17 protein-coding genes, 1 tRNA gene and 1 other RNA gene are annotated in these 23308 nt (G+C 39.7%); 16 read left to right on the plus strand and 3 right to left on the minus strand.

Going from position 1 to position 23308, the window contains the following annotated elements; all coding sequences use genetic code 11:
• The first annotated feature begins 50 nt into the window (after positions 1-50).
• The 5 genes from ACKPQ5_RS01740 to ACKPQ5_RS01760 all read left to right on the plus strand — a co-directional run bounded on the left by ACKPQ5_RS01740 (position 51) and on the right by ACKPQ5_RS01760 (position 5676).
• Entirely contained in the window at positions 51-1091 is a 1041-nt protein-coding gene (locus ACKPQ5_RS01740) for a rod shape-determining protein (protein WP_407677371.1), read from the plus strand.
• Positions 1092-1379: 288 nt separating this feature from the next.
• Complete coding sequence (gene mreC / locus ACKPQ5_RS01745; protein ID WP_407677372.1) at positions 1380-1961, plus strand: rod shape-determining protein MreC; 582 nt, start codon at positions 1380-1382, stop codon at positions 1959-1961.
• Between the two features lie 5 nt (positions 1962-1966).
• Positions 1967-2500 (plus strand): rod shape-determining protein MreD, encoded by a 534-nt coding sequence (gene mreD, locus ACKPQ5_RS01750; RefSeq protein ID WP_407677373.1) that lies wholly within the window; start codon positions 1967-1969, stop codon positions 2498-2500.
• 62 nt (positions 2501-2562) lie between these two features.
• Positions 2563-5097, plus strand: a complete 2535-nt coding sequence (locus ACKPQ5_RS01755) for a penicillin-binding transpeptidase domain-containing protein (RefSeq protein ID WP_407677374.1) — start codon at positions 2563-2565, stop codon at positions 5095-5097.
• Between the two features lie 42 nt (positions 5098-5139).
• Positions 5140-5676 carry a thioredoxin family protein gene (locus ACKPQ5_RS01760; RefSeq protein ID WP_407677387.1) on the plus strand — a complete coding sequence of 179 codons (537 nt, stop codon included), beginning with the start codon at positions 5140-5142 and terminating at the stop codon, positions 5674-5676.
• A 4-nt stretch (positions 5677-5680) separates the two neighbouring features.
• On the opposite strand, the gene ACKPQ5_RS01765 is transcribed toward ACKPQ5_RS01760, so the two are convergent.
• Positions 5681-9619, minus strand: coding sequence for an adenylate/guanylate cyclase domain-containing protein (locus ACKPQ5_RS01765; protein WP_407677375.1), 3939 nt, complete (start codon positions 9617-9619; stop codon positions 5681-5683).
• Between the two features lie 160 nt (positions 9620-9779).
• Here ACKPQ5_RS01765 and ACKPQ5_RS01770 point away from each other — a divergent pair, with 160 nt between their 5' ends.
• Genes ACKPQ5_RS01770 through ACKPQ5_RS01800 form a run of 7 tightly spaced genes read left to right on the plus strand, consistent with a single transcriptional unit; the run spans position 9780 to position 18489 of the window.
• Entirely contained in the window at positions 9780-10799 is a 1020-nt protein-coding gene (locus tag ACKPQ5_RS01770; RefSeq protein ID WP_407677376.1) for an AAA family ATPase, read from the plus strand.
• Between the two features lie 40 nt (positions 10800-10839).
• Positions 10840-11772, plus strand: a complete 933-nt coding sequence (locus ACKPQ5_RS01775; protein ID WP_407677377.1) for a DUF58 domain-containing protein — start codon at positions 10840-10842, stop codon at positions 11770-11772.
• Positions 11769-12368, plus strand: coding sequence for a hypothetical protein (locus ACKPQ5_RS01780; protein WP_407677378.1), 600 nt, complete (start codon positions 11769-11771; stop codon positions 12366-12368). Before ACKPQ5_RS01775 ends, ACKPQ5_RS01780 begins: the two co-directional genes overlap by 4 nt.
• A 5-nt stretch (positions 12369-12373) precedes the next feature.
• Positions 12374-13435: a vWA domain-containing protein gene (locus ACKPQ5_RS01785; protein ID WP_407677379.1), complete on the plus strand. Its 1062-nt coding sequence runs from the start codon at positions 12374-12376 to the stop codon at positions 13433-13435.
• Positions 13432-15834 carry a VWA domain-containing protein gene (locus ACKPQ5_RS01790; protein WP_407677380.1) on the plus strand — a complete coding sequence of 801 codons (2403 nt, stop codon included), beginning with the start codon at positions 13432-13434 and terminating at the stop codon, positions 15832-15834. The genes ACKPQ5_RS01785 and ACKPQ5_RS01790 overlap by 4 nt, the downstream gene beginning before the upstream one ends.
• A 4-nt stretch (positions 15835-15838) precedes the next feature.
• On the plus strand, positions 15839-17665 hold the full coding sequence (locus ACKPQ5_RS01795) for a BatD family protein (protein ID WP_407677381.1): 1827 nt from the start codon (positions 15839-15841) through the stop codon (positions 17663-17665).
• Entirely contained in the window at positions 17662-18489 is an 828-nt protein-coding gene (locus ACKPQ5_RS01800; protein ID WP_407677382.1) for a tetratricopeptide repeat protein, read from the plus strand. The genes ACKPQ5_RS01795 and ACKPQ5_RS01800 overlap by 4 nt, the downstream gene beginning before the upstream one ends.
• 17 nt (positions 18490-18506) lie before the next feature.
• On the opposite strand, the gene dnaX is transcribed toward ACKPQ5_RS01800, so the two are convergent.
• Together dnaX and ffs are read right to left on the minus strand one after the other, a co-directional pair.
• On the minus strand, positions 18507-20003 hold the full coding sequence (gene dnaX / locus ACKPQ5_RS01805) for a DNA polymerase III subunit gamma/tau (protein ID WP_407677383.1): 1497 nt from the start codon (positions 20001-20003) through the stop codon (positions 18507-18509).
• 92 nt (positions 20004-20095) lie between these two features.
• Positions 20096-20194: signal recognition particle sRNA small type (gene ffs, locus ACKPQ5_RS01810), an RNA gene on the minus strand.
• A 105-nt stretch (positions 20195-20299) separates the two neighbouring features.
• Here ffs and aroC point away from each other — a divergent pair.
• From aroC to ACKPQ5_RS01830, 4 genes are all read left to right on the plus strand, one after another.
• Positions 20300-21394, plus strand: a complete 1095-nt coding sequence (gene aroC / locus ACKPQ5_RS01815; protein WP_407677384.1) for a chorismate synthase — start codon at positions 20300-20302, stop codon at positions 21392-21394.
• Complete coding sequence (locus ACKPQ5_RS01820) at positions 21394-22074, plus strand: hypothetical protein (RefSeq protein WP_407677385.1); 681 nt, start codon at positions 21394-21396, stop codon at positions 22072-22074. Before aroC ends, ACKPQ5_RS01820 begins: the two co-directional genes overlap by 1 nt.
• Positions 22075-22134: 60 nt before the next feature.
• Positions 22135-22221, plus strand: a tRNA-Leu gene (locus tag ACKPQ5_RS01825).
• Between the two features lie 72 nt (positions 22222-22293).
• On the plus strand, positions 22294-23308 hold a 1015-nt coding region (locus ACKPQ5_RS01830; RefSeq protein WP_407677386.1), incomplete at its 3' end, for a hypothetical protein.

Raw genomic sequence — 23308 nt, forward strand, 5'->3', positions numbered from 1 at the left:
CTTTGATTGTTGCAATAAATTAATCAAAAGTAGTAAAGTATTATCCATACATGATAGGTAATTTATTCGGCTTTTTATCCAATGACATTGGAATTGATCTTGGCACAGCTAACACATTGGTGTTCGTAAAGGATAGAGGTATCGTACTTAGAGAACCAAGTGTGGTTGCAAGATATAAAACTAGTAAAAAGGTTTGTGCTGTTGGATCAGATGCAAAAAAAATGCTAGGGCGTACTCCCGGAACAATTGAGGCACTCCGCCCAATGAAAGATGGAGTAATTGCAGACTTCGAAATTTCAGAAGCAATGCTTCGATATTTCATTGAAAAGGTAGATAAAAGAAAGTTAGTGCCCCCCCGTGTTGTCATTGCGGTTCCTTCGGGCATCACAGCGGTTGAGAAACGAGCAGTTAAAGACTCCGCAATAAGAGCTGGCGCTAGAGAAGTACTATTACTTGGTGAACCAATGGCAGCTTCAATTGGTGCGGGATTACCGATACACGAAGAATATGCCAATATGATTGTTGATATTGGCGGAGGAACTACAGAGGTAGCGATTATTTCAATTTCAGGTGTCTCTTTTCAAAGAAGTATAAGAGTGGGGGGAGACGAACTTGATGAAGCAATTATTGCTTACATGAAAAAGGCATATGGACTTTTAATTGGGGAAAGAACTGCAGAAGAAATAAAATTTAATGTAGGCTCCGCAGCTCCCATTGTGAATGGAGAAATTAGCATGGATGTAAGAGGTCGAGATGCGACAGCTGGTCTACCAGTTACAAAACATATAACATCCCAAGAAATTCGAGAAGAAGCATTAAAAGAAGTAGTTACTCAGATCGTAGACTTGGTCAAAAATGCACTAGATAGATGCCAACCTGAGCACTCCGCTGACCTTATTGACCGTGGAATAGTTCTAGCAGGCGGAGGAGCATTAATTCGTGGACTTGATCAAGTGATAAGTGATGCGACTGGATTAACCGTAATACAAGCAGAAGACCCGCTTTGCTGTGTTGCCAATGGGACTGGTAAATTCCTCGATCTCTTAGGGACATTGACACGCGACCAAGTGGACAGATTAGTAACACAGTAAATTACAAACTTGTCCAAGAAGTCAGAAAGGCGAAAGTCCCATCCATTTATATATTTAGGTTTTTTTGTAATTTGTTGGTGGCTTCTTCCAGCAAGCGTTAAGATTTTCACTCAAACGGCGTTTAGAGAGTTCCAAGCACCCATATGGGACCTGGCTTCAAGACTCGATGATTTAACAAATTATTGGGGACATTTGTCTGATTCCAAAAAAACTTTAATTAGCAAAGGAAAAGATTTATCAAGGCTTGAAGCCGATATAAAGTTTAAACAATTTCGAGAAGGTGAGTTAATGTCAGAAATAAAGAGGCTACAATCACTCGAAAAAACAATATCTCAGTTAAACAAAACAATAAAATTAGATCCAAGCAAAAGATTTAGATCTGTGAACGCCCGAGTAACAATTAGAAAAATGAACGGGTGGTGGCAACAAATGACAATTCGCAAAGGGCTCAATGAAAGTATCAGTTTAGGAGATGGAGTACTTTTCGATGAAGGAGCATTGGGAAGAATCATTCATGTAGATTCAAGATCGTCGGAAATAGAATTGATCACAAATCCGAATTTTAGAATTGTTGCTCATTTTGAAAAGGATAACAGACCCGTTACCTACCAGGGTAATGGTATCAATGTGGGTGGTCAGGCACACGGTTTAGTAATGGACGTGCCCCATGATATAAAAACCTCGAAAAAAAAACCCCTAAAACTAGTCACATCATCACTGGGGGGGAATTTCCCCAAAGGCATTCCAATCGGGGTAGTATATGAACTAGAAGGAGATAATAATGGATTATTTAAAATGGGAAAAGTAATTATCAATAAAAAGATAACTGAGGTTCTTGAAGTGGCCGTCCTTAGCGAACTAGAAAATTAATATCAATGAAAAATAGGAACATCCCATTTTTTATTTTGTTACTAATAAACATTTTTGTATTAAGTCTAATTTCTCTAGTAAATTCAGAACTTTCTCGATGGGGAATATCTATATTTTTACCCGGACTATTTTTTTTATCTTCCAGCATTTTACTTAATTGGTGGCAGGGCATATTAGGATGTACGATTATAGGATTATTCTTAGATTCTGTTTATCATACACCATTTGGCTTTCTCGGTTTCACGCTTCCACTATTATGCCTAGCAGGAAAAAGATGGTTGAAAAACACGAGTAATAACAGACCATGGAGATCTGTTCTATTTCAAGTAATAACGAATATGGGGACAGCATTTTTTTTATTAGCAGTATTATTTATACAGGATTTATCCTTTAATAAATTCAACTTTACTCGATTAATAACTGATCTAATATTGTCCTCTATCCTACTAATCCCTCTCTGCTTTTGGTTGTTAGAATTTACAATTATAGTAATTGAAAAAGTTTCAGGAAAAAATGTAATTAAAGAAGACGAACTGTGAACCTTGCAGAAAAACATCACTCCGAAAATAGAAGATATCATGTGTTTAGAATTTTTTATTCTATGTTATTCTTAACTTTATTTATCTTTTTAACAAAACTTCAATTCATTGAGTCTGAAGATTTCGAGGATAAAGAAAGAAAGCAGGGACAAAGAAGGATACTACATCCTGGTGCAAGAGGTGATGTATTTGACCGTGATGGCAGGTTACTAATTGGAAATAAGGCACAATTTTCTGCTGTCATACATTTAGATAGATTAAAAAATGAAATTTGGGAAAAAAAAGTTTTTCTGAAAAAAACAGCTTTTAAAATAAGAAATGAACTACTCAATATTGAAGAATTAGATATTAATAAATTACTTCATCTTTGCTTTCAAGAAAACCATGTCAAAAAAAGATTTATACTTTTATCAGGTGAAAAAAACAATGGGAACTTATCTAACAGTAGAATATATTGGCAGAATAAAAGACTTACGGTCAAAGAAGAAAAAAACGGAAAATGGTCATGTGAGGTTGAATATTGTAACAAGGAACTCGATAAAACATTTAGAACAGAAAATGTAGGTGATAAAATTAATATTAATGTGGCTGGGCTCTTTTCAACCTGCTTTTATTCTCATTTTGGTAAAAAATACCTCCCTTATCCTGCAACACAAATTAAGACTCCGAAATCTAATTATAATTTATTCAACACAATATTTCAAAGTAAGAATCCAAATCTCGACCTTCTACCCGAATTCAGAACGAGCAGCATTGCTTTAAGTTGGGAAGCTCGCTACTCAGTAGTAACTAGCTATCTTGATAAAATTAATCTTCTTTATACAAGAAATGAAGAACTTCCATTAACTAAATTTAAGAATCATTGGAATCGGAGACTGGTACTGCCAATGACACTTGTTCCTAATTTAAGCTCATCTGAATATGCCTCTATTATAGAAGATTTCTCTCCAAGTTCAGCAGTACAAGTCCAAGTTGAGTCGGTCAGACATTATCCTCAGGGCTCACTTGCTTCGCATGTATTGGGGTATGTGGGAAGTGGTTACGAAGCAAATTCGGAAGGACTTTCCGGCGAGGGCTTGGCCACTTTTCAAATGAAAGGAAAAAAAGGAAAGTCAGGAATTGAAAAATCATACGATAATCATCTTAGAGGTAAGGATGGAGGAGATATTTGGAGAATCAACCCAATGGGGCTAAGGTTTGACCAAATTGAACATAAAGCATCTGAAAAAGGTAAATCTATTCAATTAACAATTGATCTAGATATTCAAAAAATTACTGAATCATCACTCGAAAACATGTCTCAAAGAGTTAGTGCACATAGAATTCTACCTGATAAGTTTTGGAAAAAAACAATTGAAAAAAGAACATTAAAAGAATTACTTAACAAGAATGAAAATGAAATTAGCCCTGAATTACTACTCACCGCATTTAAAGATGCCCCATTTCCTCTAGGCGGTAAGGAAGCATCTACAGTAGCTGGTTTCAAGGGCACTGAAAAAGATGCCGATCATTTATTACGAATATTATACTCAAAAGGAGTTCTGGATAGATCTAAAGAAGTACCCGAAAAATATATCATTTCCCCCCCTCCTCCCCCTCCTGGTGCAGCAGTGTTACTGGATGTCAAAACAGGAGAAATTTTAGCCTTAGCGAGCAAACCAAATTATAACTTACAGGATCTATCTCCAAGCATCTCACAAACTACCTACGATCAAATTGAGCGCAAGGAAGCGTGGTTACCTAGGGCTTGGCACCCAGGGTATAGCCCGGCATCCCCATTCAAACTAGTAACTGCAGTGGCAGCACTGCGAGCAAACGTAGTCGAACCTGAAGAGAAATTAATCTGCGAAGGTATTTACAAGGGAATGGAGTGTCATTGTTATCCTGGTCGACATGGAGAAATGAATTTACGGAGTGCTGAAGCTCAAAGTTGTAATGTTTACTTCTTTCAACTGGCCGAGCGACTCGGTGAAAAACTTCTTATCTCAGAAGCTAGATCTTTTGGCATGAATCAATCGCCCAATATCAAACTCCCACGATTGCGAAATTCGCCCAATGTCCCTGATCCAGAGTGGAAAAGGAAACGAGTTGGGGAAAAGTGGGCACTAGAAGATACTTTTAATGTTGCCATTGGACAAGGTGGATTAAGGCAAAGCCCTTTGCAAATGGCATGTTTTGCAGCGGCACTTGCAAATCAAAATAAAAATTTCCAACCAAAGCTTGTAAAATCTCCCCGAGAAAAATCAGATGATCCTCCTGCTGAACCGATTGGGTTATCCCCAAAAAACATGTTAGCCATTATCGGAGGCATGCATGATGCTACAGTTAAAGGAACGGCAAAAAGATGCAGGATTGAAGGCATAGACATCGCAGGAAAAACGGGAACAGCACAATGGCGCAACCATAACATGCAATTGAACCTCGCTTGGTTTATTGGGTTTGCCCCCGTTCAAAACCCAGAAGTCGCAATCGCTGTATTAATTGAAGGTATAATACCGCAGGACCACATACAAGGTGGACTCACCGCAACTCCAGTTGCAAGAGATATTCTCCAAGCATATTTCACAAAAAAACAAAACCTCGCCCGCTTAAAATAAAATCAAACAATTCATATCCTCATGGTCGCAACGCAATCTTCAATGCTCAAATTGGGTACAAAAGCATCTTCTTTTAAATTATTTGATACTAACTCTAGAAGGACCGTTACTTTCTCTCCTTCAACTACTGGTAAAGGATTTCTCTTTGCGTTCATTTGCAATCACTGCCCGTTCGTAATTCATCTTAAAAAACACTTCCCTAGGGTTTTTAATAACTGGTCAAACCAAGGAATAAAGGTCTATGCGATTTCTTCAAATGACACGATTGAATACCCGGCTGATTCGCCAGAGAAAATGTCTGAAGAAACTTTAGAATTTAACTTTGATTTCCCTTATCTCTTTGATGAAACTCAACATGTGGCCCGAGCTTTTAAAGCTACCTGTACTCCTGACTTCTTTTTATTTAACGAGCACCAAAAACTTGTCTATCGGGGGCAGTATGACGGTTCAAGACCGGGTGGGCAAATCGAGGTAAGCGGGGAAGATTTGATAAACGCAGTAAATCGAATGATTGCAGGAGAAAAACCTTCCGAAAATCAAATACCGAGCCTCGGGTGCAATATAAAGTGGAAGAAATAACGATCTACTTCGAAGTCATTACATAGACTCCATCCCAATCGCTACCAGGAGGATTTTCTTTCATTATATTGCAACGGTCGATCAAAATAATAGAGGGATTATCGGCGACTCCAGGAGTAACTCCAGGTTTATTGGGCTCCAGAGTCTTTGCCTTTTCAAACATGCCCAATGCACCATCCCAATCCTGTAGTAAGTATTTATCAATTCCTTGCTTGAAGCAATCAAGGCAATCTTGGGTTTCTTGTGTGAGCTCAGACATGAAACCAGTAGGTTCAAACATCGCAACCGGTTGTTTTCTACCTTTAACTACTATTCTATCCAAATAACGAAATGCAATATCATCCCGTGTTTTTTCAGAGGCAAGTTTAGTTTCTTCAGTAATCATGATGTACGCACCGTAGGCTTTTGCACCACTTTCACAACGAGCAGCTAAGTTAACCATGTCTCCCATCATAGTATAGTTAAATCGATCCAACGCACCCATATTACCAACAGTTGCAGTTCCCGTATTGCAGCCTATGCGAGTCTGCATTTTTGAAACTAGTCCATGGCATTTACCCCATTTATCTTCTTCGTAGGACCATTTCTCACGTAACTTAATTTGTTCCTGTTGCATCAAAATTGCAGTTTTCACTGATTGGTAAGCATGATCTTTCATTGGAATCGGAGCTCCATACATTGCCACGATAGCATCACCAATATATTTATCTAATGTACCCCGTTCCTCCTGCAATATGTTTGTCATAGCAGTTAGATATTCATTCATTAAATCAACCAAGCCGGTAGGACTAAGAAGTTCAGAAAAGCTAGAGAAAGCCTGAACATCGCTAAAAAATGCAGTTATTGCAGTTTCTTGGCCCCCTAAGGAAGGTTCCTCTCCAGATTCGACCATTTGGTCCACTAACTCAGAAGAAACATAACTCCCAAACATACCCTTGAGCCTGCCCTTTGCTTTTTGTTCAATAACTACCATAATAGCCAAGCCGATAAAAGAGGTGCTAATCCCAGCACAGGCGGGAGCCGTAATTGGCCAAACAACGTGTGAATTTGAAAAAGTTACAAAACCAAAAAATATATAGCCAAGAAGTAGTACAATGCCAACGATGCTGGAACGACTTCCCTGACAAACAGCAAGAAATGCCATAATTAAACACACGCCTAAAGTAGCGGCATGGTCAATCTCCTTGCCCAGTCTTTTAATATAAAGTCCAGATGTGAGGGTTTTGATCAAATTACCATGAACTCCCACTTTTGGTGCGGAAGATTTATCAAATGGCGTGGGAGCTAAGTCTTGAAAAGTAGCTTCCTCTGGCCCAATTAAGACGATCGCATTATTAAAACGTGAAAAGAAATCTTGAATCCTTAGAAGTTCTTCCTGCTGGATCGCAAGATTCGTTTTGTTAGTTACAATGGCCTCTTCTACCTGATTTTTTTGGTTCAATAGTTTTTGATTCTTAGGGTTTTGCTTTAAAGCATTAGAAATTGCCCCTAGGACAGTTGGGCCTTCCAATTTTTCGATTTGTTCTTCAATAGACAGCATCGATGATTTAACTTGTTCTAAAAATCTACTATTTTGAATTACATCTCGCATTCCACACATTGGGTTATATTGGGATTCAAGTGAGGTTGGAATGAAGTAATATGAAATCGCCTCGATCACCGACATAAAATCATCAAAGGGAGGAATTTCATTAACTGGTATTTGTTTTGCCAAAAGCTTTCTTGCAATCTGCACTTCCACTTCCTCAATTCCAATGGTTGACATCAGGTCAGGGTAGTTACTTGGGTCCTCGGGCAGTTCGATGTCTTTTAATTTACTCAAGAAAATTTTCAAGATTTTAGGCACAAGTGATAAATATTGATCAAAATCGTCATCTCCATATGCCCTTTTGGCCTCCATAACTAAAATTTTCTCAGGTAATTTCTCGGACCAACCAGAAAACCAATTAACCTCTAAAAACTGCTTTTCTTCAAGGGGGGCATCAATGATAGGCGTGCCATCTCGACCAATTATTGTAAACCGTAGATTATCTTCCGATATTTTGACATGCTGGTGGTCCAAACCATAGTAAGCGAGCAGGGACTCTACTCCCAGTGTATAAACAGGTCGATTTCTCAGTAAAGGTAACTCATTGGGAAATGAATCAACTAACTCACCTATCCCTTCATCTCCCAATGCTCTTGTATATACGAGGCGAAGTGTACTATTGGTCTCAACTAATTCTGTAGAAGCTTTTCCCTCAATCCTATTAATCCTGACTCGCTTTATTGATTCAATCGAACTTAAATGATCAAACTTTTCTTGTAAGCTGTTCATCTCAGTGGATGTTGCATTCAAGTCAATTGCGAGGGATTCTAAGTGCTTAGATTTTTCCTTCACTTCAATTTTCAATCTATTAATCATCTGATTCTGTTCTTTGGAGGACATAACAGTAATCGAAGATTCATTTGCAGCTGATATTTCTTCACTGATGGCTTTTATCTCATTTTCTTTCGCATCAATTTGTGGTTTCAAAACAGTTGATAGAACCGGATTTGCTTCTAACGCGGTTTTTAAATTTGTGAGTACATCATTTTGATTTTTAAGCTCTGCTCTTGCTTTTTTAAAATTAAAGCTCCGAGTCGGCAAACTTTGCCTAAGGCTCAGAACTTCATTATTTTTCAAATCAATTTGCGGTTGAATAATTCCAGAAATCGAGGGATTGGCAGAAAGTGTACTTTCTAGGTTTAGTATTGTTCTTTCTAATTCCTTTATTTGCTCTTCTATTTCTACAATTTCATTTTGACTCATTTCCCCTGAACTCCTTCGAGCTAATAGGCTTTGGAAAAATTCATTTATTTTTTCTTGTCGAGAATCTATTTGCGGTTGAATCACAGCACTCAATGCAGGGTTTGCTTTCAATGTTGAAGAAAAATTCTTCACACTGTCTGAAAGTTCTTGGTAGATACTCAGGTCTGCGATCAATAAATTGTAGTTTTTCTTAGCCAATTTTATTTTTTCGACTTGTTTACTGATTTTAGGTTTGAAAGGATCTAATTGTTTCAGAACTTCACTTTTTTGAACTGATAAGATTTTTAATTCGGTTTGCAGTGCAGAATACTCCTCTTTGTTTTCTCCCAACATTTCGAAAGGAAGTTTGCTTTGCTTTCCCCCCAGCAAATTATATGCATGTGCCTTCCCACCTCCAGGAAACCATAATGGCACCCATCTGGGAATATTATCAACTGCTGGTTTGTTCTCACCAGGAAAACCATACCGATAAGGAGGAACGGTAAATGAACCAGTCCGTCCCATGTAACGACCATTAAGATAATTCTGGAGTGGGTATGTCGGTGATTCAGGGTAGTTAAACTTACTACTCCTCATTGCAGATTCATGCGAATAACCATCTTTGAATAATGGAGGAAACGCACTTGCCCCAGTTATTTTTACAAATGAAGTGGGCACGCCGGAATATAAACAACCTAGTACTACCTGATCGGGATAAGCTTTTATTAATTCTCCCATAGCAGAGTCACTTCGATATGAATTTTCCATAGGAACCATCTTAGACATACTCTTGGGTGTGAAACCAAAATCAAAAGCCAAAACTCTTGCACCTCCTTTTTTCATTAAAGCCATTGACATATCTCGAAAAAAAGCACGGTCCCAAGGTCTTTCCCCCACATCGTCCATTGCTAATGTCGCTGCATCAAAATTAACATAAACGATCTTAGGAACTTTGGGAATTGTTTGATTACCCTCTATTTCAATTTCTTCTGGTGCAGCACTCTGGTGAGAAATCTCTCCTCGAGAACCTGGTATGACTGAGCTTAATCTTAAATCAATCGATTTGGTCTTCCAACTATCTATCAGACCAAAGTGGTTCACGATGATCCAAATAATTGGAATAATAAGTAACCCGAGGAAAGTTATTTTTGATTCTTTGCTTAATTTAAACATAGATAAGTATTATTAGTTGATTAGTTCAATAAGTCAGTTAAAATGAATTTTGATTTGGCTAGTTGAGCAAGACGAAAAACATTACAACTTTGGTTTATGTTTATTTATTTTGGACAAAAAAAACTATTACTGACGCTTACATTTTGAATCATTTCCAATTATGACAATCAATCAATCTGAAAATATCGTGCAACCTCCCGCTCCAGAAGAACAAGAGCGCATCCGCAATGAAGCATCATGGGTAGAACTGCTGAGGCAAGAGATGGGAAAGGTTATTGTTGGCCAAAAATACCTTGTCGATCGTCTTATTATTGGTCTGCTTGCTAATGGTCATGTACTGCTCGAGGGAGTACCTGGTCTCGCGAAAACTTTAGCAGTTAAAACTTTAGCCAAGTGTATGAAAGCGGAGTTCAAAAGAATTCAATTTACACCTGATCTGTTACCCGCTGATGTTGTGGGAACCCTTATATATAGCCCCAACAAGGGGGAATTCACTACGAAAAAAGGGCCTATATTTACAAATTTACTGTTAGCCGATGAAATTAACCGGGCTCCTGCAAAAGTCCAGAGTGCTCTCCTCGAAGGAATGCAAGAAAGACAAGTAACGATCGGGGATGAAACGTTTATGCTGCCCAAGCCATTTCTAGTTCTTGCCACTGAGAATCCGATCGATCAAGAAGGCACCTACCCCTTACCGGAAGCTCAAATGGATCGATTCATGCTTAAATTATTGGTTGATTATCCGGATAGAGAAGAAGAGTTAAAAATTCTGGACTCGAATGCGAATGTAAGCGTGGAGCATGAAGTCAGTCCAGTGGTAGATGCGGAGACGATTTTTCGCTCAAGAACCCTGATTGACAGTATATATTTGGATGAAAAGTTAAAAGGGTATTTGGTAGATGTTGTACTTGCCACACGGAATCCTGAAAAATATGGAGCTTCAGAACTCAGTGCTTTTATTCGTTTTGGAGCATCGCCCCGGGCAACGATAAGTTTGGCTCTTGCTTCCAAAGCAGCAGCATTTATGCAGGGGCGCAGTTTTGTTACCCCACAAGATATTAAGGATATCGGGTTAGATGTACTGCGACATCGGGTCATTATAAGTTATGAAGCCGAGGCGGAAAATGTGTCCAGTGACGACATCATTAAAAAGATTTTTGAAACAGTCCCTGTTCCTTGATCTTTATTTTTATTTTTCTGCTCAATTTTAAATTAATATCATGGAGGAACCCGATCAGGAGTTTACCCGGGAAATACTTCGTAAGGTAAGGCAAATTGAAATTCGCTCTAATCGACTGGTTTCTGAGGCATTAGCGGGATCCTACCACAGTGCGTTTAAAGGCCAAGGTATCGACTTTGAAGAAGTGAGAGAATATCAACCTGGAGACGAGGTACGATCTATTGATTGGAATGTGACTGCAAAAATGGGTTTTCCCTTCGTCAAGCAGTACCGTGAAGAGCGAGAATTAACTATCCTCCTTGCCATTGATATAAGTAAGAGTACCCAATGGGGTTCCACTCATAGAAGTAAGAGAGATAAATTAGCGGAACTGGGTGCTCTCTTAGCTTTTTCTGCAAACCGAAATGGAGATAAAGTTGGATTGCTACTATTTTCCGATCAAGTTGAAAAATTCCTGCCCCCTGCAAAAGGACAAAAACATGTACTTCGAGTATTGCGTGAAATACTGTTCCACCAAAATCATGGAAGTGGTACAGATTTAAATGAAGGCCTCCGTTTCCTCAATCGGGTAATGCGAAGAAGAGCTGTGGTTTTTCTTATGTCCGATTTTATTATTCCAGAATATGACTCCGAGGAAGAAACAAGGGAAGATTTATTCCTCAAAGAACTGGCAACTACTCGTAGAAAACATGACCTGGTCTGCTGCCAAGTTCACGATTCAATGGAAAAAGAGTTACCATCTGTCGGCCGGGTTATTTTTGAAGATTCTGAAACAGGGGAAACAAAACTGATTAATACCTCAGACAAAAGATTCCAATCGCAGTACAAAACCCACACAAAAGACATCCAAGAATCATTTGCCCGCCAGTTACGAAGAAGAGGAATTGATAATTTTGAATTTTCCACTTCCTCCGACTATGCGAAGACACTCCAAGAGTTTTTTAACACCCGAGGAAATAGAATAAAGAGATGATGATTAATTCCCTATCCTTGTTATTGAATAAAGGCTATTTATTAGAGCAAAATCGAGAACAGGATTCTCCCATTCCAATATTTAAAACATTCGGTCAATTACTTGAAGAAAATGCTTTGCCGATCTCTGTTGTCTTTATTTTTTTGCTCCTTGTTGCTTTAATTTTGATTGTTTTAAAGAAGAAGAAAAAAATGAAAACAGACCTTAATGAACCGGAACCAATCGACCCATTTGAGGAGGCACTTTCATGTATTGAAACCCTGCAGTCGCAACGTCCGCCATTAAGTGCCAAGCCTTTTGTATTTCGTCTTTCTGAAATCCTGAGGATTTATGTAGAAAGAGTATTTAAAGTCCCTGCTATGGAGTTAACCGGGGAGGAATTCATGAAAGAAATTGCGTCGCATAGTTTTTTCAAGAATCGATATGATCAAAGCCTTCGTGAGTTTATCGACCAAGGTGACCAAATCAAATATTCAAAAGAAAAAACGGATGATGGCCAAATGTCACTCCTGCTTGATACCGCACTCCATTTTGTTAAGGACACTCATGCCAAAATGCTAGAAAAAGAAAAAATTGCTCATCCCGTTCAATCATAAATTTAATGGAATATTTTCAGGAATGGCATAAAATTTCACTAGCCGAACCGCTTTGGCTACTGCTGCTATTACTCATTCCTCTTATTTTTTGGGCACAGACTAAAACGAAGCGAAAGAATTCATCCTTACTTTTTGCTACACTCTCTCGAATCAATGCAAGCCATCTCCCCCAATCTGACTACTCAAGAATAATTATCCCATTTCTGAGAATTGGATCCCTCTCCTGCCTCGCCGTCACACTTTCAAAACCGCAGTTTGATAGAAGTACCAGCTCCCTCGTATCCAGTGGAGTGGATATTGTCCTAGCGATTGATCTCTCCGCTTCCATGTTAGCCTTAGACATGAGCGAAAATGAACAAAATGAAGTTACTCGATTAGATGTAGTAAAAGAAGTGATTAAGGATTTTGTAAATAAGAGAAAAAATGACCGAATTGGATTAGTTGCTTTTTCTGTTAATCCATATCTTGTCAGTGCTCTTACATTAGACAGCGAGCATTTACAGAAAAACATCGATCGTTTAAGGGTGGGTCTGACTCACCAAACAGGTACCAATATTGGATCGGCATTGGCGGAAGGTATCAATCGCCTGCGTACGCTTCAGTCAAAATCAAAAATTCTAATTTTGTTAACCGATGGAAAAGATGAACCTCCTCCTCCGCATAGCCCACTCATTTATGCTGAGGGAGCAAGAAATGATGATATCAGTATTTACACTATTGCAATTGGTAGTGCGAGCAGGACGAGAACTTATCTTTTTGACCAACGCTCGCGCGATCTAATGAGGTATACAAATGGAAAGCCTGTAGTCCAGGTTGCCGATTACCCGGTCGATAAAGAAATCTTGCAAAAGATATCGGCTAAAACGAATGCCCGGTTTTACGAAGCCAAAAATAAAAGCGAACTATCTTCAATTTACGACGAAATTGACCGACTCGAAAAAACTGAAGTTGAATTAAATATTAATGCTCTCTACGAGGAGCTTTTTCAATGGCCTCTCACACTCTCTATTTTCTTTTTATTACTTGAAATTTTATTAAAACGAACCATTTTCCTCCGAATTCCATGAATTTATTCGCGGATGAAAAAATTGTGTATTTAGGAGTTGTCATTCTCCTCCTCCTTTGCGTTCTGTATCGGTATTCTCAAAAAGCGAAACAAAAAAGACTCAAACTTTTAACCTCCTCTGAGTTGCTTCCAAAGTTAGTCCCCGGGTGGTCAACCAAGCAACAAGTTTTTAAATTTGGCTTACTTTTACTTGCCATTGCCTTTCTCTTTATCGGACTTGCCAGACCACAATGGGGAGTAGAAAAGAGAAAGTCGAATCCTACTGGCATTGATATCTTGATCGCATTGGATGTATCGAAAAGCATGCTGGCAAGAGATGTTACGCCCAATCGATTAGAACGAGTAAAGCTTAGTATTTCTAATCTTTTAGACCGGGTAACAGGAGATCGACTTGGCTTAATTGCCTTTTCAGGTTCGGCCTTTCTCCAATGCCCTTTGACTCTCGACCATCAAGCATTTATAAAAACATTAAACGATTTAGAGGTAGGCATAATCAAGAGGCACGGGACTGATTTATCCCGACCAATTGAAGAAGCAATTCATTCATTTTCCAAAGATGATACCGATCGTTTTCTTATTTTACTATCTGACGGCGAAGACCTTGAAGGAAAAGGGTTAAAGCAAGCAAAAGAAGCGGCACAAAACGGAGTGAGAATTTTCACTATTGGTATTGGTGCAAAAGAAGGCGCCCGTATTCCGATGGATCCAATCGGACAGGCACCAAGAAACTTTCTTCGGGACCCACAAGGAAAGACAGTAATCAGCAAGATGGACGCAACATCCCTGCGGGCCATAGCAGAAGCAACCGAAGGAAGTTATTTTTCTCTAGGACCAACGGGAGAGGGATTGGCTAAAGTATTAGGTATTCTACAATCCATTGGTCAGCAAAAAAAACGGGAACATCTCTCCACCGAGTTACCTATTGATCGCTTTCAAATGTTCATTATGATCGGACTTTGCCTGCTATGCTTAGAAATGCTAACCTCCAACAACTCGAGAAAACTCATCGTTACCGCTAATCAATGTATTGTTATACTGATTTGCTTTTTTACCGGTTGCCTTCAACAAGATAATATAAAACGAGCGGAAGAAGCACTTGAGGAGGGAAAACCAAAAGTTGCTGCGGAATTCTTTGAAGCTGAAATAAACGCGAGTATTACACGTGAATCAGAGATCGATCCTCGGTTGTTCCTTAATGCAGGTTTAGCTTATTTAGATGCGGGCTTATTACAGGAATCGGAACTTTCATTGGAAAAAGCCCTCGACGCAAACCTGGACAATCCATCACTCCAAGCCATGGCACTGAATACCTTGGGAAATATATTTTATCAGAAGGCCAATCAATTCCTCGACCAACGGAATGTAATGGAAGCAAGAAAAGCATGGGAGAAATCAAAACAGCATTATGTTTCCTCATCACAAATTGACGGAAATGAAAAAGCCGTTCAAAACTTGGCGACCCTCAACCAACAAATTTCAGAGCGAATTAATGCGCTGATCTGTAAAATTTCTGGAAAAATTTGGCGCGATTTGAATGGCGATGGAAAACCACAAAAGAATGAACCGAACCTAAGCGGATTTATCTTTTGGGATAAAGATGGAAATGGTGAACACAACCAAACCACTGAACCCACTGTTGAAAGTAACGACCTGGGGATTTTTTCGTTCGAATGGATTTCAGATCGATACCCTACCTCACTACGATTAGGATCTCAACTTTCAGAATCTAACCAATCCAAAGGTACATTTTTGATACCCATGCTCCCTCCTCCACCACCACCGGAAAACCCTGCATTAGTAAAAAACTATTTCCTTAATTTTGAAAACCCAGGAGAAAAATTGATTGCCCTTCCCTATCGAGCAGCTCCCACACTACAAGGAAAAATATGGAAAGACGAAAATGGAAATGGGCAGAAAGATTCAGAAGACAAAGGCTTTGCCTCCGCGAAGTTATTTTTGGACCAAAACGGAAATTTTCAACCGGATCAAAATGAAACTATTTTTGAACCCAATCAAGATGGCACTTTTATTCACCCAGTTCCTCCCGGACAATACTCCCTGTGCATTCAACCTGAAAACCAAGACGCAAACATTACCTTTCCAATTGAAGACAGAAAAGCCTACCTTACTTGGGTGGATTTTGAATCAGTTTCACAAAATTTAGATTTTGGTATTCAAGATAACAGCCAAGAAGATCAAAATTCCTCCGATCAACAAAATCCTGCAACTCCACCTCCACCCTCGGAAAGCGAAGAAGATAACGAAAATTCAAATGAACCAGCTCCAGAAGAAGTGAATGCACTTTATGAAAGGCTGCTTCAGGAAATGGAATCGAAAAGCGAACCCTTAGAGCAAGAAGTTCAAGCCGTTCAATCAATCACATCCGGCAGGGACTATTGAGCACATGGTAAAAAACGGTTCAACATTATCTAGTCGTTCTCAATCCAAGCTTTGGATTATTTTATTTGTTTCGCTTCTACTGCCTGGCATAGAGGAAATTCATGGACAACAATTGCGAGTAGAATCAAGTTTCCAGCCCCCCTCCATCACAATTGCAAATAATTCTGTTTATAAAATTATTATCCATGGCAGTCAGGAAAACCCACAAGGTTCATTACCTCAAATACCTGGAATTTCAATTTCTAACTCACCACAAACTTTTCGTTCTGCAAGTTTTATTAATGGAGTGCCTTCGGTTCGTTTAGAAATGAGCTTTCAAATAAAACCAAAAAAAATCGGCACTCATACAATCCCCCCATGGACCATAAAAGTTGGTTCAACTACCTTGCAGGTCCCAGGCAGTTCCATCAAGGTGGTTGCAGCAAACCAAGAAGATAAAATTAAACAGCAAGCAGAAGAAAGGCAAAAGGAAGACTTGAGCCAGGCTAGTTTTATAGAATTCATAAACCCTCGGAAATTTCTTTTTGAAGGAGAGACGGTCTCCGGACTGTTAAACCTTTTCATTTGGGATCGATTACCAGTAAGCAGAATCGAAAGACCGCCCCAAAAGGAGGGAGATGCATTCTCTCTGACTGAACTTCGACAACCCCAAGAGAAAAGAAATCAAACAAAATACGGTAAGACTTACACCGTTTTTTCATGGCCAACAGGATTGACTGCAGCCATCGCAGGACAACAACAGATCCAATTTAACACTTCCATAAGGGTGCGAGTAAAATCACGTGGAAATTCTCCTTTCACGAGTCCTTTTTTCAATGATCCCTTTTTTGGATTTGGACGGGAAGAATCCCTCACTGTTAAATCTGACCTAATCAATATTGAGGTAAGAGAACTCCCCATGATTGAGAGACCGGACTCCTTCCGAGGAGCGATAGGAAAATTTTCCTGCCGATCAATTCCCGATTCTGATCGAGTCTCACTAGGAGATCCGATCCGTTTAGTAGTTGAAATTACGGGTACTGGTAATTTTTCCGCAATGCCAGCACCTGTTCTCAATTCAAATAGTAATTTCAAAATTGGACCACCCGCATTTTCATTCGAAGGAAACGAGATTACGATGCACGAAGGAAAACAATTATTTGAATATATTTTAACCCCCTTAAAACCAGGTTTAATTAGTATTCCGGTCATTACATTTTCCTATTTCGACCCGGCACGAGAAGAATATTTCACTTCAAAAACGAATAATCATCCACTCCGAGTCGACCCTGGCGAAACATGGGTTGATCCCACTCCTGTTCAACAGCAAACTGAAACATCCGACTTTGCAGTTTCTACCACCGACTTATTTCAAACTGAAAATGAACCGGGGGAATGGTTTCAAAATGTAAAACATAAAACAGTAATCAATTCCCAAGTTTTTTGGTCTCTACAGTCCATTCCACTTTTTTGTGCCATTGGTCTAGGGTTTTATGGATGGAAGCGAAAACAATCGGGTCGTGACCTCTTTCGTCAAAGGCAGTCTATTTTAAAGAAGCAAATGAAAGAAAGTATAACATTTAATGATGCATCCCTGTTTTTTCGGGCAACCAGAGAAAGATTACGACTTGAAATCGGTACTTTTTACAAACACCCCAATCCATCGTCTTTATCAAGCAACGAGCTTACAACCCTTCTTCGAAGCAGTTCAAATGAAGAGGATACAATCTCAGAAATTGAAAAGATTCTTGAAATAAGCGACGACCATGAATTCGCAGGAACCTTGAAAGATCCACAGTCACTGGAGGATCTTTACAAACATATTAATAACCTGTTAAAGAAAATTCAATGAAACCGCGGATTGTCTTAACTCTTTTAGCTGTGATTAGCTTTCTCTCTTCACTTTTAATGGGGAGCGAGGAAGATCGTTTGTTTTACGATGGCGTACGGGCAGAAGCATCTGGAGACTTAGACCAGGCGGTTCATTTTTACTTACAGGCAGCAAAACTATCCCACTCTTCGAACCTGCATGGAAATTTAGCAAATCTTTATTTTAAGAAGGAACAATTTGGGCATGCCATTTTACACTTTCGAAAAGCATTACTGTTAGAACCGACTAACAAGGAATTATCCATAAACCTTCAATTTGCCTATGAAATGGCTAAAACTCCTCCCCTGCCTAATGATTTTGCACACTCCTATTTTGCCAGTGATACTTTTTCCTTTTGGTGTGTTCTGTGCGCTGTCGTTTTCTGGTTTGGTTTTCTAGTATTTATTTATTTATTTTTCTTCAGTCCAAACCGGGCTGTCCTTTTCTACTTTACGATTGGATGGATTTTCTCAGGCGGACTCACCGGGTATGCAACCCACTTTTCTCACATTCAAAATTCCGAACTGCTTCGAGAAGGTATTGCAATTCTACCTACAGAAAATGAAGCCAATCAAACAAAGAATATTTCATTAAGACGCTTCGCGGGAGAAACAAATTCTGCAAACACAACTCTTTTACCAGGACAAAGCCTAATTATAGATCTTGGAAAAGAGGGAAAGATTAGAACGCATGAAAGTGCGGATGGAAAGAATTGGTTCTTAGCAAGAAGTCAAGACGGGAAGAAAAAGGGCTGGATTAAAGAAGATGAATTTGGTTGGCTAATCGATCGAAGTAAACGGAAATAAAACCTTCAATTTGTAATTCAAATTAACTTGCTCTCATCTATTTTTTCTATGGATACAAAATCTGCTTGAAATTTATCTTTCAAGATATCCTTAATTCCATCCGGTAATTCCGCGATCTTTTCCTCTATTTTTTCTCGATCCACGATCTGTCTTGGTTTTTCTTTACTCGGTTGTGGAATTTCAGTTTCAAATGCATTGTCAACCTCTTCCTCTTTTTGAACCACTCCATCTGGAGTATCCCCCATAGATAGAGGAGCACTTTCATTCAATTCTAAATCGCCTGCCCCAGCGGCTACTAAAGTACTTTCCCCAACAATGCTTTGTTTCGGTAATTCCTCAACAGGCTCAGCAGTGGAAACATTATACTGAGACGCACTTTCAACCTGATTTAATTTAGGTTTTTTTTTTACATCCTCCGGGATCAAGCCAGAGATTTTACGAATGACGTGATCAATCGAACGGGACCGACCCGACTGAACCGCACGGAAAAGAGTAACCTCAAAATTCGTTTTTTCCGAGAGTCCCATGCGGACCAAGTCCTCGCCCTGACGCAGGGAATCGAGAATACGAACACACTGCTCTGCCGAACAATTGACTGTCTCTCCTTTTGAACGAAGTGTGTCCAGTAATAATTCACGAAATGTATCCGATAGATCGAGCAAAGCACGATAAAAATCTAAGCCCTCGGTCGAAAACGAATCGGTGTATTGAATGATCGAGTTGTAATCTCCATCAATCACATATTGAGCAAGAATTTGTATTCTTTCCTTAGAGGCAAGTCCGTACACTTCTAGCACATCTGCCTGAGAAATTGTTTTTCCGCAAAAGGAAATCATTTGATCGAGAATACTTTGTGCATCTCTCATTCCCCCCATTGCCATGCGTGCAATTGCCTCGATGGCTTCCAGTTCAACTTCGATTGATTCGACCTTACAAATTTCCTCCAACTTTGAAACGATCAAAGGGGCGGGAATCGATCGAAATTCAAAACGTTGACAACGCGAAACAATAGTCGGAAGCACTTTATGAGACTCAGTTGTCGCAAAAACGAATTTAACATGCGAAGGGGGCTCCTCTAAAGTCTTAAGTAATGCATTAAAGGCTTGTTGACTGAGCATGTGAACCTCATCAATTACATAGATTTTAAACCGGCATTGAGTAGGGGCGTATTGGCACTCATCCCGTAAATCTCGAACCTGATCCACCGAGTTGTTTGATGCCCCATCAATCTCAATCACATCCAAGCAACGACCGGCCATGATTGCATTTCCTATATCAGAATCTTCCGGAACTTCAAGAGTCGGTCCATCCTCCCAATTCAGTGATTTGGCAAAAAGCCTTGCCGATGTTGTCTTACCCGTACCGCGTGGCCCCACAAATAAATAGGCATGGGCAATGCGACCCATCTTAATCGCATTACCTAATGTTTGAACCACATGATCCTGCCCCACCAATTCCGAGAATTGTTTGGGGCGCCATCTTCTCGCTATTACTTGATACGCATTCTTTGACATATTACACCCTCTTTCTTGCCGTGAACCAAAAGATCACGCAAGCGAAACTTTTTTTGAACGACTCGGTTTTAACATTGATAATAAAACACAAAAAAGGCCAGGCACCCCACAGCACACAGATATTGCGATTACCGCTGCTTCCTTCCGGACCTGACGGAGTTCATCCAATCGCCGTCGCATGGGACCCGACCTAGCCTTTAGCAAACTAATTTGATTATTAAAAGGCAACTTAAAACAACAATAAATTCAATACTTTTAGCTTTGCGTTTTTTCCCCGATAAATTTGATATATGGTAATGGGAAATTCTTTTGGTTCACTCTTTCGTATCTCCTCCTGGGGAGAAAGTCATGGAGGTGGTATAGGTGTGGTTGTGGACGGATGTCCTCCACAACTCCCATTGTCCTTAGACGACATACAACCCGCCCTCGACCGGAGACGCCCTGGTCAAAGTAAGCTAACTACTCCTCGAGATGAGGCGGATAAGATTGAAATCTTATCCGGTGTATTTGAAGGAAAAACTCTCGGCACTCCGATTGCCATGTTGGTTCGAAACAAAGATGCAAGACCACAAGCATATGACGAAATGAAAGAGAAGTTTCGCCCATCCCATGCCGATTTCACCTACCAAACAAAATACGGTCTCCGAAACCACGAAGGAGGGGGGCGATCATCTGCTCGTGAAACAATTGCCCGCGTTGCAGCAGGGGCAATCGCACAAAAAATTCTTGGTTTTGATCAAGTTCAAATTTCTACTTATGTGGAACGCATATATAACATTCAATCTCCTATGTTGAAAGAGATTCCCACTCGAGATCAAATTGAATCTTCCCCGACTCGTTGCCCGCATCAAGAAACCGCTGAAAAAATGGAAGCTTGCGTACTCAAGGCAAAAAAAGAAGGTGATTCCGTAGGTGGTTCTATTTTATGTCGAATCAATGGACTGCCAGTCGGTTGGGGATCCCCTGTATTTGACCGCTTGGAAGCGGACCTCGGAAAAGCAATGCTTTCCCTGCCTGCAACCAAAGGATTTGAGGTGGGGAGTGGTTTTGAAGGAACCTTTTTAAAAGGTTCCGAGCACAACGATGCATTCGAAAGTGGTAATGAGGGAATAAGAACCAAGTCCAACCGTTCAGGTGGAGTACAAGGAGGAATAAGCAATGGAGAAGAAATATACTTTCGAATTGCATTCAAACCTACCGCCACCGTTCTTCAAGTTCAAGATACTGTGGATGGTAAAGGAAATGAAACTCAACTGATGGGTAGAGGAAGACACGATCCCTGTGTCTTACCTCGAGCCGTCCCCATCGTGGAAGCAATGAGTGCTTTAGTATTAATAGATCATCGCATGAGACATCATGCACAGTGCCGTTCCTTTTCATTTCAAAGTTAATGAAAGGAGTGCTCCATGTTATTGTTGGTACTCCCGACTCTAATCGCAGGTCAACACTTGCACACGCAATCAACCCAACAGATAAAAATCCTAGTTCCCATTTCCTTTTCCCACATGAATTAGAAAGCACAGAACTTCCTTTTAGTCATTGGGAATGGATAGACCATGGATTTAAAATTAAAAACCTGGAAGAAGAGAATATTAATGAATGGTTTTTATTTTTATCGAATCAAATTGATCTAGCCGACCAATTTGAATCCTTACAAGAATTTCTTGATCAGGAAGAAGAATTAGAAATTGGAAGAATTATAACTTTCATCAATTCAGAATATTTAAATGACGCAAAGGATCAGCTTTTGGACTGGATTGATGGTTGTGCTCATTTCTCAGATGTTTTTTGCTTTTCGAATAGAACCAATCAAAACTCCCAATCTTTAGGTTCAATTCTTGATCGCTACAAAACCATGCGATATCCGATGGAAACCTTCATCCTGCCAAAATCAAAAGATCCTCCAATTGACCAAATATTATGTCCCGTTGCCCGGCGAATTACTCATATTTTTGATCCCATTGACATGCTTGATCCAGAAGAATCACCTGCGGAAGATCCATTTCTTAAAAGGCAAGCGAATGGAAAACGAGTTAAGCCGTTATTTATCCCTGAATGGATAATGATTTAAAAAAAATTTTGTTCTCGTAAGAAAACCTAACATTGTTCTTAATCTAAAACTTTGTTACCCGCCGAGGTGGCGGAATTGGTAGACGCGCTAGATTCAGGTTCTAGTGTTCGAAAGAATGTGCGAGTTCAAATCTCGCTCTCGGCACCATTTTTTTATCTTATTAACTTGCATACTTTTTCTTAAAAAATATAAATTTACTTTCAACCACCACTAATCGCCATGTCTAAATACTTAAAATTACTCTTAATTAACGCATCTTATCTTATTTTGTCTGCGTTTGTCGTTAACGCACAACCTGCGGATGATGCAGAATCAACGAGTGGAGATACAGGCACTGCACCAGCAGCTACCTCTCCTGCAGCAAGCTCAGATGCATCCGCAGCACCAGCTGCAGCTCCAACAGCAAGTGCTGCAGCAATGGTAACGGGACCATCAGCGCCAGCTCCGGCAATCTCTACAGCAGTAGAGAGTAACACTCTAGTAACGGCTGTACAAGCAGGTCTTGATATTGCAGATGCAGTCGCATTAGGATCATCAAACATAAAAAAATTAGTTGTCAAAGATGGTGATTTTGCGGGTGCTTCTGTTACTGACATCGTCAAGCAGTTCAAAACTCGCGCAAAGGTTGTTAAAGTTTATTTTGGTTCGGGTGAATCAATCGACACATTAGTCGCTCAAATTAGAGTTCAAAAGAAAGATGCTATTATTGCATTTGCTGACCTAACCGTTGCTAAATTGACTGAGTATAAAGACAGTGCTGTTGATTCATCAACATCCATATCTGAAAGGTTTCAGGAAATTGGTGTGAAGGCAATCGTTCGAAAAGCTAATGTAGACGCAGGTTACCCTGAAACTGAAGCGGATGACATTGCCAAGAATATTACCAAAGAAGAAAGAGAAGAGTTTGCAACTGTAAAATTAGATGACTTAAAAAAAGCGACAAAGAAAAACAAGGACGATGGTAAAAGTGCAAAAGATGGTCACATTCGAAATAAACAAGCTGCGAAGTACACAAAGAAAGGTGGTGATTTCAATACCGCGACTGACATGAGCGATGATGACCTCGAAGCAAGTTCTAATAAGTCCGAAGATGATATTAAAAATGACAAAGGCAAAACAGCTGCTCAAATCAAAGCTGAAGCTGATGCTGCTGCCGCTGCCAAAAAGAAAGCTGAAGATGATGCTGCTGCCGCTGCCAAAAAGAAAGCTGAAGATGATGCTGCTGCCGCTGCCA

Origin of the sequence: Candidatus Seribacter sulfatis (assembly GCF_964187635.1) — a bacterium.
Classification (GTDB): Bacteria; Verrucomicrobiota; Verrucomicrobiia; order Opitutales; family Seribacteraceae; genus Seribacter; species Seribacter sulfatis.